Here is a 13,985-nt window from a genome sequence, read left to right as displayed (position 1 = left end):
ACCTGCGGCCGTGGAAATGCGAGCCGCCGCCGACCGCTTTCTTCGCTACCTCCGGGTCGAACGCAACGCGTCCGATCTGACAATCAAGAGCTATGGCGAAGACCTGGAAGCGCTGGTCGACTATCTCGAAGAACTGTACGCCGCTCCGGCGAGCACCGGAGAGGTCTCGACCCTCGACCTGCGAGGGTACGTCGCCGCCGTTTCTGACGCCGGCTACGCCGAGACCACCGTCTCGCGCCGCTTGGCGTCGATGCGTTCGTTCTTTCGCTTCGCCCAGCGCGAAGAACTGATCGACCGCAGCCCGGCCAAACCGCTCCGCAATCCGCGCCGCAAGCGAAAGCTGCCTCACTTTCTGACCGGCGACGAAATCAGCAAGCTCCTCTCCGCTCCGCCGGCCAACACGTCCGCCGGTCTCCGCGATCGCGCCATCTTCGAGACCACCTACAGCGCCGGCCTCCGCGTCAGTGAACTGGTCGGGCTGAACGACAGCGACATCGACGCCGAACAAGGCTTGATCCGCATTCGTGGTAAAGGAAAACGAGAACGCTTGGGCCCGCTTGGCAGCTATGCGATCAAGGCGCTTCACGATTGGCTCAGCCAGCGCACGCTCAGCGCTCGCGCCGCCGCTGCGAAGGAAAAGCCGGTCTTCACCAACAAGTTTGGCAATCGCTTGACCACGCGCAGCGTCGGCCGCATGTTAGAAAAATACATCGCGATCGCCGGCCTCGACACGCGCACGTCTCCCCACACGCTGCGACACAGTTTCGCAACCCATCTGCTCGACGCCGGCGCCGACATTCGTAGCGTCCAAGAACTACTCGGCCACAAGAGCCTGGTCACCACCCAGATCTACACGCACGTCAGCACCACGCGGCTCAAAGAAGCCTACGAAAAAGCGCACCCCCGAGCACAACGATAGGACTGGACCGGACCGCTTCGTTTTTTTGTCCGCGGGATTGGACCGGACCGGACTGCATCGTTTTTTTTTGCCTGTCGTATCGGTCTAGACCATTCAGCCACCTTGGCCGTCCTCTGCTCTCAGAAACGAGATCGCGACGTGCGCACCCTCCGCGTTTGGCAAGATTGCCGTCGAGCGATCGTTTTCTGCGCGCAACTCCCAGCCCCGCGATCCACTTTCGACTCGCCATCCACTGCCGAAGCCGACGGTCCAAACCGCCGCCCCCACCGATGACCCGCTCTGCGCATGGGAATGTGTGAGGATAGTCTAAGAAAATACTATGGATTTATCAATCCCAAAATGGGCCGCGGCCAGCCCTCGTAGGTTGCGTCTTGACGCTACAGAACCTGACGAATCGACGCCGCCGGTCGGCTCGACTTGGTCTCGGGCTTTCTGGGGCCTGACTGGCCGGCCAAATAGAGGGATTATCGCGTCTCGATCGAACTCGGCGATTGCGTCAGGCATAACTGGGGCCTAATTCGCCTAGCGCAGGTATGGCCTCTCTTGGCTCGGTACAATTGAGGGCTCCCGACTATTTATCCCACCAGAGGAACGGTTTCATGATGGATAGGGCGCCAGCGAAGCGACTGGAATTCGAGGAATTCTGGCTCCTGGATGAAGAGGAGCGAAGGGATCGATATGGCGTTCTTTACACCGAGAAGGCGCAAAAAGTAATCGTCACCAATTATGCAAAACAACGGTTGCTGTTTCGAAATTACCGTTGCTGGTCGAAATGCGAAAAAGCCGGATTCAGCCCGCCTGATTTCGTACCCTACATTGATCTGAATGTGGACCGGTGCAGGAGTAACCTGAAAGCGAGGAAGTTTGCCGAGCACGAACTTTGGATCATTCTTTCGGTCGCAGGCTTCGACGCCGCCCAAGAGATGTCGCAAGCGCCGTCCGCGCTGGAGCACTTGGATATCGTTTCGCTGAGGGTCGAGGACATTTGGCAAAAGCAGGTGATCGCCGGTTCACCAAGCTCGGCCATTCGCACGCCTGTCGAGCATCATTCTCGACCGCATGCCGCCCTGATGACCGTACTGTTCCAGGATCCTAACCGCCGAAAGGATTGGATCAACCTTGTCGTAAACTACGCCTATTCTCTGGAAACCGCCGATCGCTCGCCGCCGTTGGTGAAGGTGATGACCGAGTTATACGCCGATGCAGCCAAGATGGTCGCAGCAGACTCGGATGCAGTCGCCGCGCTGGAGGACTGGTCGCCGGAGCGTGGCGGGATGGCCGTTGCTCTGGGGCGTTTCGCCCAAGCATGGAATCCATATCAACTTCAGTGGTATTTCTCCTGCGAGGCCATTCATGAATTGGAATGGTAGTCCAACGCTTGCGTCCACTTCTTTGCTCGATAACAGGATCGGATGAATCGATGACTAACAGCGATATTTCTCGACAACAGGCGATCGAAAAACGGGACGCGCCCAAGCGGCGAGCCCCACCCTTCAGCGTGTTTATGTCGCCAGAGCAACTGCGTGAATTTGATCGGAAAATGAAAGCGGGGTTTTGTCCGTTTCCTGAGCGACTCCCGCGAAAGGAGCCGCAGCCGCAAGAGCCGACGCCGATGGACGTCGTCGATCTCATCCAGCAATGGCTTGGTGAAACGCTGGATGAAGGAATGTCTCTGAGCAATCGAGACTATGCAGATCAAGCGGCGCGTGAATTGCTAAATCTCCCCTGTTCGAGCGCCGAACTTCGGTCGTTCTTTCTGGCTTATGCGCAAGCGTTTGAAATGATGCTCTGCATTCGCGTTCAGATTTCTGCGGAGTCTCGCTTAACTGGCGAGCCAGATCGCATGTCGTTGGGAATGGCCTCGTCCTATCCCGAATGGATGACTGAACGACTCCGTCGACTCTCGATCATGACAGATACGCAGCCCGATTGTGCACAGATCTTTCGGCTCTATGAATTCGCCGGCTCCACAGCGGAAGAAATTGCGGAGCTGGTCAATTTGCCGCTGAATGAAGTGGAGGATCATCTCGCTAATGGCCAGTTTGACGTCAAATCTGGTTAACGACTCCAGGAACGTCCCCTCTTCTGCTCCTAGCAAAGACGCCTGCTCGCAATTTTGGAATAACGCAAAATGGTGGATGATTCGAAACGCATCGAGATTCGCGCTCGCGTGAACTTATTGCTTGACTTGCATGCCGCTAATAAGACGACGATCGAGACTCAACTTCAAGCGATCTATTTCGACCAGGAATTGGAATACGCGCAGAAATATCTGAAGATTCGACTCGAATCCGTAGAGCGTTCTCAGAGCGACGGATCAGACGCCGAAGTTGCTGAGAGCGATCGTCCTGAAACGCGAGAGAATTCCGGGGACCAGCAGCCGGATCTAGCGGACGATGCGGGGGACGCATGGACGGTAGTCGATCGGGAAAATGCGATTCACAATGTGCAGCCGTTGCATCTGCGGCGCGGACAAAATCGCTTTTTTAAAGGAACATCGAAAGATGCGAAAATCACGATGTTCGTTAAGTACTTGCGCAAGACCGATAGCATCACGCAGGCCCAGCAGGTAGCGGAAGTCCTCAACGAGTATCGCCGTTTTAATGTATTTCGAGATCCCAATGTCGTCATGGTCTATGACGCGGGCATCGTAAGAAACAAGCTCGACGAAGAATTTCCCTTTGTCGCGATGGAGTACATCGAGGGAGTCAACCTGCTGGAATGGATGGAAGAGCGAATTAGCCAGAGACTTCGACCCTCGCAGAGAGAAGCGGCGGAAGTGGTTCAGGTGGTCGCCGCCACGCTGCAACGAATGCTCGATGCGCCGAAGCAGTGGATCAAAAGCGGCTATGGCGATTCGGCGAAAGGGGAGTTGATGCACTTGGATCTGAAGCCGGACAATATCATGATCGTCCGCCAGGCCGACGATTCGGTTCGCGAGGCGAGTCAGCGGACATTGAAGTTGGTTGATTTCGGTTCTGCTGGAGTCGCCGAGTCGGCCACGGGGATCGGCGCAGAGGGATACCAAGCGCCGGAAAGGATGATTAACAAAGCGAACCGCGAAGCGCCGAACCCCCATTGGGACATCTATTCTTTGGGCGGCATTCTCTATTATCTCGTCACCGGCAAGACTCCAGTTTCGCCCTACGATCAATCGTGGTGGAACAAATGGTCGCAGGAAATCGAGCTCGGCGATGACGACCTCACGCTGATCTGTAAGAAATGTCTCGCCTATGACCCGGCAAAACGCTATGTCAGTCCGGGGCAATTAGCGGAAGATTTGCATGCGTGGATTACCGATCTTCCACTGCCGCATGTTCGAAAGAACGACTATACGTGGTGGGGAAAGGAAACGCTGCTGTTCAAACGCTGCGCTGCGCGAGATACGATGAGCGATCAGTTTCGCTTGTTGTCGCAAACGTCTTGGGTTTTAGCGTGTCTTACGGGGATCGGCGCGCTGGGTTATCTATTTCTCATTGCGTTTCACAACACCCCTGGGAGCGCTTTTGAAATCGTGGGCAATTGGGTCACCCTTCTGTTCTTCCCTGTTGTCGCATTATTCGCTTATTTCTCCAGGTTCCGAGAAAGCGCGCGGCCCATTTTGCTGCCGGTGATCGCCTACGTGTTGGCCATTACCCTGATTGCGAAGGTATTTGCTCCCAGGGATTCAACCGGAGTCATTACCGCGGAGGCAATCCCTCAGATTACCGCCTATTTTGTGCTATTTAACGGCGTCGTTAACGTGTTTTATGCAAACCTCGCGAAGTTCCCTTGGTGGGCTAAATGCGTTCCATGGGGGCTGATCCTGCTCTCGGCGCTCTTTCATGTTTATTCCGAAAACAGCATGCTCCGACAAGTATCCCCGGCGTTTCACTGGGGAGGACAAGCGGTGACATGCATCATGTTCGCCATTTTCGCCAGTCAGTTGGCCGCCGAGGGTGAAAACAGGTGAAAGTTGACGATGTCATGAATGTCACGAACGAAATCAACAGCTAACGTGGACGGTTGGCTTTCACGCCGACGGAAGCCAACACGAATGCTCTTTTGACGACTGCCTGCGAACTTCCCCTGTTCTTCGCCTGACCGCTTGTCTGGCTCGGTCGAAATGAACTGCGGTTCGACTTCTTTCTACGTCATGAGCCGATGAAAACAGACCGGCTAATTGCGGGTTCCAGATCTCGCATGCGTCTTTTGAAGTTTCGCAATTTTGATCCAGCTGGACACTAGCCCGCTGCGCCAGCAAGGGAATGCGGTTCGCTACTTCCATCCGCGCTGGTATCACCTAACGGATTTCCGCGCAGGCGCAGCGGGCTAGTGTTACGGTGTTCGATTTGATTCCTACCATTTTTCATCCGTGACTTTGCCGCGTTCAAATCTTATCTTCGCCCGAATTGCGCAGCTTCAAGACATGCGCCTAGCGCAGGGACCCGATAGGTCCGTCTAGTACATTGATCCGAAGTCGCCGTTACCAGCGCTGAGCGACGAGGTTCATCCTGTATCCCGAAGGGAGCCAGCCATGTGGTTCTACGGTCGACGATCGCAAGTGGAGCAGGCATAGGGGCCTGCGATTCAGGAGAAGAAATCACCCAGACCCAGCTTGCTGACGCGGCGCACGGTGATCCGTTCGAGCGTTGGGGGTCGCATCCCACACGCCGACGATCAGGAAGCCCTGACGCGAGAGCGTTTAACGCGAAGACGCTTACTTTTTAGTTGTAGGAAAACGAGTCATGAAATCCCTCAGACAGCCCTATCATCCGCCAAATGCAAATCGGTCAATTTTCGCAATGGAGGGCCAATAGATGAATGTTCGTGAACCATTGAAGGAGGGTGAGCATGGAGAGAGTTCGGGCGCCGGCGTCCACAATCCCTTCTCATCACCCCAGGAAAAGAGGCATTTAAACAGGGTTAAGCGATCGCTTGCACTTCAGATCTGGCGGCGCACTCTGCGGAGCTTGATTGTGACGGCGTTCATTTCGACGTTGTCGCATGGGGCGGGGCTCTATGTCGTCCGCAATCTCGAGGAAATTTGGTTCTACCTGTTAGCGTGTTCGCTGTGCGCATCGCTTAGCGTTTTCCTCGTCTGCATTTTTCGCGTCTTAATTGGCGCTCAGCAAGCGGCGTTAATGGATTCCTGGGGCGGAGCGTCGCAGGGAACTAGCGAAGTAGTTCAGCCGCGAGTCGACCGGTTGGATCTTCCTACCCAAAAAGAAGCCGAAACGCTTTCGGTAGATATCCCGAAAGACCAAGTTTTAAACGCCGTGCGTCAGCCGCGAATCTGAGCCTGAGCGCCAAGTCGCGCCGTCCGCAGGACGACGGACGAAACAGATGCCAGACGGCGTCACCCCTTATCGACGGATTGATCCAAAGCGATGAACGCGAGTTTGTCGTCCTTCCCACCCAACACCGGGACTGCCGCATGTTTTCAGCGAACAAGGAAATTACGTTGCGAAGAAGCATCCATGTGGACGGCGCACGCTTGAAGTCGATTCGTCTGCAGTTGGGATTAACGCAAGAGACCGTCGCGACGGCGACAGGCTACACGGACAGGTTAGTTCGCAAACTCGAAAACGGCGGTCCCGTTAATTGTCAAACCCTCAACGACTTCATTACTTACTATAAAATGATACTCTCCCGCGTGGGGACGCCGGCTTTAGAGCGTGACATTTGCTTTCAGACGTTGAGCGTGCAACCAGACTCCGATCGAGAAGCGATCGTGAGGAAATGGTTTGAACAGGCGTACAACCAGAGAAGCCTCGATTGCGTCAACGAAGTGTTTCATCCTGATGTTCTTCTGATCGCCGAAGGCCAGATGTTGCAGGGGAGTGAGGAAATTACAAAGCGGGTCGCCGCCGTCTTAGCGGGATTTGATCCGCTCCACCTTGAAGTCGAAAGCGTGTTCTCTCAGGAGAATATCGTGATCACGTACTGGCGCGCGACGAAAACGCATGCAGGCCCATTCCTTGGTATCCAACCGACTGGACGCACCGTCAGCATCCGCGGAAACTCCATGGCGAAGTTCCAAGGGGACAAAATTATCGAGGTCCGCGACCACTGGGATGTCCAAGACTTGCTCGCCAAGCTGACGTAAGCCGGGGCCGATCTTGCGTGGGGATGGATCATGCGCCGGCGGAACATTGGTGGTTGAGAGCGACGGCGCCTGCTAGGGAACGCTGCCGCCTACTTCGTCTTCCCCGCAGCAACCACAAAGCGGAGCTTGTAGTCGTCACTGGTTCCCAGCTTCTTGTCAGGGCCTAGCAGCGTCATGTCGACTTTGTAGCCGTTGATCGTCCAGCTGGCGGCGACCGGGCCTTTGGACCAGCGGCCTTGCACTCTTTTGGACTCGGCGATGTGGGCGGGGAGGCCGAGGATGGATTTGCGAATCGTGTCGGTCAAGCCATTTTCCATCGCGGCGGTTTGGCGCTTGAACAATTCGGGCCAAGCGGCGGGATAGCGAGCCGTTAGGTTGGGGAAGGCCGGCAAGGAGCGTTCGGTCGGCGCTGTTTTGGAGACGGTTGGTTGGACCGCATTGAAGTCAAAGTCGGGCGCTTGGAGAGAAGCTTCTAGCGCCTTCAAGCGGGCCTGCTCTTGTCGAAATGGGATGATGACGTTGTAGGCCAGCGCTAGTGCGCCCGCCGCACCCAGCAATCCCATCACGACGACCATCGCCACGGTCGACGCGTTGCTCCCTTTGTTTTTTGCATTGCGGAGCGTTGCCCTGCGCCGCGGACGCGAAGCGGGCGCCGTTTGCGCCAGCGGAACCGACTGCGCCAACGGTGGATAGTGAGGGGGAGATGTCGGCGCGTTTGCGGCGTACGAATAAGGGGGCGGCGGAGGCGCGTAGCCGCCGGGGGGCGGTTGATAATTAGGGGGATAGCTTGGCGGTCCGTACTGAGGCGGAGCGTATGACGGCGGATAATAGCCGGGCTGCGGCGGAGCGAGCGGTGCTGGACCGGGCATGTAATGCGGGGGCGCCGGATAGCCGTTGCCCGGCATGGGATACGCCGGGGGACCGATCGGCGGATAAGGGGTCGAGGGCATGGGGAACGGAGTTGCAGCCTGGTTTGCCGAGGGCGATTCTAGCGCAGGAGGAGTAGGCGGAGAGGGAGCCGCCGGCGTTTGCGACGTATCCAAAAACTGATACGTTCCGGTGTCGCCGTTCACATCGAGATCGGCGGAATCCTCGTCGTCGTTCCAGGCCCATTTCGCGGCGATTTGCGTGGGAGGATGAACCTCGACATCAGCGGTCAGTTGACTAGGGACGCGGATTTTCTCTCGGCAGCGGCGACATAGGACGCGCTGCCCGGCGAGTTTCGGATCCCAGCGACAAGGACGCTGGCATTTTGGACACGAAAAATACTGCTTTGTAGTCACCTCATGCCCCTCTATAAGACTTCCCGAGTCTAGACCCAGTGTAGGGGGAATTCAATGCGAAATGAGGAAAACTTCGCTAGGCGCAATCGTGGATTACTACGCGAAAATAAGCAGGAGGTTATCGCCTTAAATCGAGATGCCCGGAGGATTTGCATCGATAATGGTTGATGCGTTTCGCCGTTTCAGCAGCCGTTTGACGGCGGCGGCGACTCCGAGGGTCACCTCGGTCATGCGGTCATAGTCGAGCGTATCCGGCGTGTCGGTCGGCTGGTGGTAGTGCGGATTTCGCAAAAAGCTGGTGTCGGTCAGCATCAATGCTGGGTAGTTTTGATCCCAGAACGAGCTATTGTCGCTGCGGCGGATTTCGTGGACGCGCTCGGGCAGGTTGAGCGACCAGAGCGGGAGTTGCGAGCCTTGTTTGAAACCGCGACGGAAGATCCAGTTCAAGCTCCACGAGCGAAGGTTGCCGACCGCCGCGAGGAAGTTGCCGGTGGTGGGAAAGAGGGGATGAAAGATTTTGGGGATCGTCTCGGGGATCTGCTGCGAGTGGGGATCGTCCCGAAAGTAGCCGACCATCTCGAGACAAAGCATGCCGACGATCTGCTCGTCTTGCTTTCGCGCTTCCCGCGCATGATGCTGGCTGCCCATCGCGCCCAGGTTGAAATAAGGCGCCTCTTCACAAGCGAACGCGACGCAGCGCAACGTTCGTTGGCCGACGTGCCCTTGCAACAGCCGCGCGACTTCTAGCATGACCGCGACGGCCGATGCGTTGTCATCGGCGCCGGGAGTGGAAGGAGTCGAGTCGTAGTGAGCGCCGAGGAGGATGATTTGCTCGGGGCGTTTCGAGCCGCGGGTTTCGACGATCAGGTTGGTCGCTTGACCTTCGAGCGCGTCGTACGACTGCTGTCGCACTTCGTATCCGCTGGCCGTCCATTGTTGCGTGATATAGCCGATCGTCGCTTCGATCGCCGCCGGGTGATGCAGCGTGCGAACGCCGATCAGCCCGGCGAGACAATCGACGTGCTTTACCAGATGTTCGCGAATCTCCGTAGAATCGATCGTCATGTAGTTTCCTGTTGCGGCGCGAGAAAATCAGTCGCAGGCAAAACATTATCCGTCTAGTGAACAACCGCGGCGACTACTTTCCCATTTTTTTGTCTCGTTGACTCCGGATTGACGCGTCATAGAAACAAGGTGGTCGGCCGCCGAGTAAGTTGCTTATCTGAACCCTCTTTCTGAGAGAATGCGATGCTCCGATACCAAAATGCGCTGCTGTTGGCCACATGTCTGCTGCCGTTGTTCGCTGCGCGAGCGTCTGTCGCCGCAGCTCCGAGCGCCGAAAAGATCTTAACCGGGGGACAACTTTCGACCGAGAAAGCGGCGCTCAAAAAATATATCGAAAAAAATCAGGTCGATGATCGCGAGCGCTTTGGCTGGGGAGTCGTGCAGTTTGTGAGTGCGGTCGAGAACATGTCGCAGTCCTTTTATGACTGCGGCGTACGCGATCATCGCGAGCAACTTCCCTTTTTGCGAATTGTCAGCGCTGAGAATCCCGATCCCCAAGCGACCAGTTATCAGGATGTTCGCAACATCTTGCAGCGTTTTATCGACGATTTGAAACAGGCCGAGCAGACGTTGGCGAAGGTGAGCGATCCTGCAGTGAAACTGCCGCTCCCGTTGTTTCAAATTCAGTTGGACTTGAACGGCGACGGCGAAACGACAGAGCAGGAAACGTTGGGCGCAGTCGCGGCTCAGTTGCGGTTGGCGCAAACTCCCGCCGCGAAAGAGGCGAAGTCCGAACCGATCGTCGTCGCGTTCGACTACGCCGATTGTCTTTGGTTGCGTGGCTATTGCCATCTGTTATGCGGGATCGCCGAAACCTATCTGGCGTACGACATGGAAGAAATGCACCGGCGGGTCGGCTATCTCTTTTTTGAAAAGATCGATTCGCCGCACGCTTATCTCGCCGATGCGAAACACCTGTTTGGGCTCGGCGGCGATGTCGACGTTGTGGATGTGATCGCCTTCATCCATCTGATCAATTTTCGGGTGAAGGACGCGGACCGCATGCAGGCGGCCCACGCCCACTTCTTGCAGGTGATCGCGCTGAGTCGCCGCACGTGGGATGCGATCCAAACGGAAGAAGATAATGATCGGGAATGGATCCCAGGGACGAAACAGGATTCGGCCGTTTCGACCATGAAGATGACGCCGAAGATGCTGAAAGGTTGGCGGCGATTTCTGGACGAGTTCGAAGCGATCCTGCAGGGAGAAAAGCTCGTCTCTCATCCGCGGATCACGGATGGCCGCGCGATCAACGTCAAAAAGGTCTTCTTCGAGCCGCGCGAGTTTGATCTGGTGATGTGGATTCACGGCAGCAACGCGACGCCGTTTTTGGAGAAGGGCCCGACGACCGAAGCGAGGTTCTGGAACCGCTTGAACGAAACCTATGGCGGCGAGTTCTATAACTTCGCCATCTGGTTTAACTAGGGCGCTTGCCGTTTCGGATAAACGCCGACGCGTTTCGCCCAGGCGTTCCACTGCTGCGAAAGTTCGCGCACCTTCTCGGGATGTTCGACCGCCAGATTCTGCGTCTCGGTCCGATCGTCGGCGATGTTGTACAGCTCCCACTTGGCCGGTTGCACGCCGCGCGGCGCAGCGACGCCGCGGCCGACCAATTTCCAATCACCGGCGCGGATCGACGCATTGTTTTCATGCTCGATACAGATCGGCTGCTGCCGATCGAGCGGCTCTCCCTGCATGGTCGGGCGGAGCGAAACGCCGTCGAGCGGCGGGATCGCGTTTTCTGCGTACTTCGCCGGATAGGTCGCTCCGGCGACATCCAGGATGGTGGGCATCACATCGATTAACTGGGCAGGCTCGGCGCACCAAGCGTCGCGAGCGGCGATCTTGCCGGGCCAACGCATAAAAAAGGGAGTCGCCGTTCCCCCTTCGTGGTTGAAGTGTTTGTAGAGTCGAAACGGCGTATTACTGGCGTTGGCCCAAGCTTCGCCGTAGCCGTGGAAGTATTGCCGATTCCGCTGTTCGGGATCGAGGAAGTGGGCGCCTCCTAGCACGCCTCCTTCTTGGCAACCGCCGTTGTCAGAGAGGAAGAGGATTAGCGTGTCGTCTTCGATCCCCGATTCTTTGAGGTGCTTCATCAGTCGTCCGATGTTTTGATCAACGCGATCGATCATTGCGGCGTAAACCGCCATCTTCAGATCCATTTCATCTTGTTGGGCGGCGTCCAACTCGTCCCACGCCGGAATCTTGGGCGTGCGCGGCGAAAGCTGGCGATCGGCGGCGATCAGTCCCAGATTTTTCTGCCGCTCCAAACGCTGCTCGCGCAGCTTGTCCCAGCCTATTTTGTACTTGCCGCGATACTTGGCGATGTCTTCCTCAAACGCTTGCAGCGGCCAGTGCGGCGCGGTGTACGCCAGATAAAGGAACATGGGACGCTGTTGCCCGGCCTGCTCTTCTTTCAAGAAGCGAATCGCGTAGTCGGTGAATGCGTCGGTCGTATAAAACGGTTGGTCGGTCGTGCTTTCCGGTTCGGCGATCTGTTGGTTGCCGAGCGTCATCTTCCGATCGCCGTCAGGAAAAAAGTAGAGAGTCGCCCCGGAAAGGCAGCCGAAGTATTTCTCGAACCCGCGCTGCAGCGGCCAGCGACTTTTGTCATTTTCGCCCAAGTGCCATTTGCCGGACATCAGCGTTGCGTAGCCCTGCTGTTGCAGCGCTTCGGCGATCGTGACGCAATTGCGGTTGAGATAACCTTGATAGGTGGGCGGTTTGCCGGAGCCGTAGTTCGCCTCGCCTGGCGATTCGGTCATGTGGCCGATGCCGGTCTGATGCGGATAGAGCCCGGTCATCAAGGTCGCCCGAGTCGGGCAACAACGACCGTTGTTATAAAACTGCGAGAACCGCACGCCGCTATGGGCCAGCGCGTCGATGTTGGGGGTCGCGATCTCGCCGCCGTGATAGCCGAGATCCGAAAATCCCATGTCGTCTACCATGATCAAGATGATATTGGGACGATCGCTGGGGTCGGCGCCAAACAACGGGGCGAAGCTGGCCGCCCACGTCGCCAGCATGAGCAGCGCTATTTTGCGTCGCATCGGACGTGGGAACGTTGGTCGGTCGCTGGACCTTCCCGAAGTTCGCGTGGAAGGGGCCAGGGATTGGATCATGTGGAATTCCCATTTCTAGATAGCGGTAAGAAACCGAATGCGGTTTCTCGGCTTAGTTTGTTCTCTCCGTTAACCTCCGTCAATTCCTGGCGCACCGATTCATTTCGACGTTGAATCGTCGCTGATGTCACAAGCCGTCGATCATTTCTGGACGTCAACATTTCGACGCTTCTTAAGCCGGCCATATTTATTTTCGCCGATCAACCAAACTTGAGTGTCTCCCCGGTCCTGAATTGCTTCTGCCGGAATAACCACTTTGCCATTTTTTCGATCTTCTGCCGTCACGAACACATAGTGTCTGCCGGACATGTTTTGGTTGCTCCAAAAATGGATGGCGGCGATCTCTAAGTTGGTGGAGGAAAAATGAAGTTCGAAAGGCTTGCCAACGAGAATCTCTTCGTCAGGCAATTTAAAATCGAGATCGCACACCGAAAACTCGCAAGCTTGACTTTGCGAGCCATCTTTCAGTTCGCAGTAGGCGGTGTAGTCGCCGCAGGTAGAGAAGGTGCGTTCTAGGACGCCTAGGCCGGGATCCTCGATCTTCTCAATCACCCTATTGTCGCGCTGGATGACGAGCGAGGTTACTCCCTTGGCGTCTCTGTCCATGATGTTGAACTTGACGACTTGGTCCTTCTCGTAGGGAACCCAATCGCCGAGATCCAACAGCAACACGCGATTGATCTGCGGAGACGCCGAGTCTGCTTCGAAATTGGGGAAGCGAAAAGACGCGGCGCTGTTCTCGCCGTGCCAAGCGTCCAAGTCAGTGATGCGGTACAGCTTGTTGTTTCGGGAAGCGAGATGCGTATTGAATTTCTCGGCGCTTCGATTGGTGTTTTTCGTGGTCTGCGGCCAGCTTTCCTCGACGCGAACATGCGTGACTTGGTCAGAACTGTTCGTGGTGACTTCGGTAATGATCGCGATGTGAGACCCGCCGCCGACCGACTTCGGCGGAGTGTAGATGAAGTCTCCCACTTGCGTCGCCGCCGCCGATTGTGGTTCGACCAGGGTGACGCCGCTGCGCGACTCCGGCCCGTTCAGACGGCTGACATAGGGAAATCCGCATTGCAATGCGTAGCTCGTATAGGTCGAGCAGACCTTGCCATAGTAGCACTCCGCATTGCTTACCTTCCCTTTTAGGTTCGCCGTGTAGAGCACGCTTTGCGGATTCTGAACGGCCGCCAAGAAGGTCTTGAGATAGATATCAAAACCGATGTCCCGTCCGACCGACTTCACGCTGGAATACGGAACTCCGGTGTACTGCTTGCCTGGTTGAAAGTAACCGCCTCGGGTCGGCATGCCTGCTGCAACCGGCGTCCACTCTACTCGCGACATGATCCGAGCGTTGTGGACTGCCTGTTGGCGCCAGGAGGTTGAATCTTCGCGCTTTGCGTTTTCCGGATTCGTCTCTCCCCAAGCAGGCAAGCACAAAATGCCTGTCAGCAGCGCAGCTAGGAACGGGGGGAAGAATCGGCAGCTCTGGGCTGGCGTAAATATGCGTCGGATCATCG

11 protein-coding genes are annotated in these 13,985 nt (G+C 56.6%); 7 read left to right on the top strand and 4 right to left on the bottom strand.

The features are described 5' to 3' along the window. The first annotated feature begins 16 nt into the window (after window positions 1-16). The 6 genes from xerC to DSM3645_RS01035 all read left to right on the top strand — a co-directional run bounded on the left by xerC (window position 17) and on the right by DSM3645_RS01035 (window position 7,007). Window positions 17-919: a tyrosine recombinase XerC gene (gene xerC / locus DSM3645_RS01060; RefSeq protein ID WP_002650117.1), complete on the top strand. Its 903-nt coding sequence runs from the start codon at window positions 17-19 to the stop codon at window positions 917-919. A 599-nt stretch (window positions 920-1,518) separates the two neighbouring features. Further along, window positions 1,519-2,289 (top strand): hypothetical protein, encoded by a 771-nt coding sequence (locus DSM3645_RS01055; protein ID WP_002650115.1) that lies wholly within the window; start codon window positions 1,519-1,521, stop codon window positions 2,287-2,289. A 50-nt stretch (window positions 2,290-2,339) separates the two neighbouring features. Beyond that, on the top strand, window positions 2,340-2,981 hold the full coding sequence (locus DSM3645_RS01050) for a hypothetical protein (RefSeq protein ID WP_002650114.1): 642 nt from the start codon (window positions 2,340-2,342) through the stop codon (window positions 2,979-2,981). 69 nt (window positions 2,982-3,050) lie between these two features. Beyond that, window positions 3,051-4,871, top strand: a complete 1,821-nt coding sequence (locus DSM3645_RS01045) for a protein kinase domain-containing protein (RefSeq protein ID WP_002650113.1) — start codon at window positions 3,051-3,053, stop codon at window positions 4,869-4,871. A 1,006-nt stretch (window positions 4,872-5,877) separates the two neighbouring features. Then, complete coding sequence (locus DSM3645_RS01040; RefSeq protein ID WP_040351437.1) at window positions 5,878-6,198, top strand: hypothetical protein; 321 nt, start codon at window positions 5,878-5,880, stop codon at window positions 6,196-6,198. A gap of 164 nt (window positions 6,199-6,362) precedes the next feature. Beyond that, window positions 6,363-7,007, top strand: coding sequence for an ester cyclase (locus tag DSM3645_RS01035; RefSeq protein ID WP_237564730.1), 645 nt, complete (start codon window positions 6,363-6,365; stop codon window positions 7,005-7,007). Between the two features lie 89 nt (window positions 7,008-7,096). On the opposite strand, the gene DSM3645_RS01030 is transcribed toward DSM3645_RS01035, so the two are convergent. Then, window positions 7,097-8,290: a hypothetical protein gene (locus DSM3645_RS01030; RefSeq protein WP_002650110.1), complete on the bottom strand. Its 1,194-nt coding sequence runs from the start codon at window positions 8,288-8,290 to the stop codon at window positions 7,097-7,099. A 126-nt stretch (window positions 8,291-8,416) separates the two neighbouring features. Next, window positions 8,417-9,355 carry a M28 family metallopeptidase gene (locus DSM3645_RS01025; RefSeq protein WP_002650109.1) on the bottom strand — a complete coding sequence of 313 codons (939 nt, stop codon included), beginning with the start codon at window positions 9,353-9,355 and terminating at the stop codon, window positions 8,417-8,419. Window positions 9,356-9,538: 183 nt separating this feature from the next. Here DSM3645_RS01025 and DSM3645_RS01020 point away from each other — a divergent pair, with 183 nt between their 5' ends. Then, on the top strand, window positions 9,539-10,780 hold the full coding sequence (locus DSM3645_RS01020) for a hypothetical protein (RefSeq protein ID WP_002650108.1): 1,242 nt from the start codon (window positions 9,539-9,541) through the stop codon (window positions 10,778-10,780). Here DSM3645_RS01020 and DSM3645_RS01015 read toward each other — a convergent pair. Both DSM3645_RS01015 and DSM3645_RS01010 read right to left on the bottom strand, forming a co-directional pair. Beyond that, on the bottom strand, window positions 10,777-12,405 hold the full coding sequence (locus DSM3645_RS01015; protein WP_002650107.1) for an arylsulfatase: 1,629 nt from the start codon (window positions 12,403-12,405) through the stop codon (window positions 10,777-10,779). The two genes, DSM3645_RS01020 and DSM3645_RS01015, sit on opposite strands and share 4 nt — an antisense overlap. Window positions 12,406-12,618: 213 nt before the next feature. Then, complete coding sequence (locus DSM3645_RS01010) at window positions 12,619-13,983, bottom strand: hypothetical protein (RefSeq protein ID WP_131282079.1); 1,365 nt, start codon at window positions 13,981-13,983, stop codon at window positions 12,619-12,621. Between the last annotated feature and the right edge of the window lie 2 nt (window positions 13,984-13,985).

Origin of the sequence: Blastopirellula marina DSM 3645 (assembly GCF_000153105.1) — a bacterium.
Lineage (GTDB): Bacteria > Planctomycetota > Planctomycetia > Pirellulales > Pirellulaceae > Blastopirellula > Blastopirellula marina.
Note: the sequence above shows the minus strand (reverse complement) of the source record. Positions and strands in the feature narration are given on the sequence as shown.

Coding starts and splice junctions, on each gene's coding strand:
- xerC (WP_002650117.1), top strand. CDS start 17: ATGCGAGCCGCCGCCGACCGCTTTCTTCGCTACCTCCGGGTCGAACGC.
- DSM3645_RS01055 (WP_002650115.1), top strand. CDS start 1,519: ATGATGGATAGGGCGCCAGCGAAGCGACTGGAATTCGAGGAATTCTGG.
- DSM3645_RS01050 (WP_002650114.1), top strand. CDS start 2,340: ATGACTAACAGCGATATTTCTCGACAACAGGCGATCGAAAAACGGGAC.
- DSM3645_RS01045 (WP_002650113.1), top strand. CDS start 3,051: ATGGTGGATGATTCGAAACGCATCGAGATTCGCGCTCGCGTGAACTTA.
- DSM3645_RS01025 (WP_002650109.1), bottom strand. CDS start 9,355: ATGACGATCGATTCTACGGAGATTCGCGAACATCTGGTAAAGCACGTC.
- DSM3645_RS01020 (WP_002650108.1), top strand. CDS start 9,539: ATGCTCCGATACCAAAATGCGCTGCTGTTGGCCACATGTCTGCTGCCG.
- DSM3645_RS01015 (WP_002650107.1), bottom strand. CDS start 12,405: ATGCGACGCAAAATAGCGCTGCTCATGCTGGCGACGTGGGCGGCCAGC.
- DSM3645_RS01010 (WP_131282079.1), bottom strand. CDS start 13,983: ATGATCCGACGCATATTTACGCCAGCCCAGAGCTGCCGATTCTTCCCC.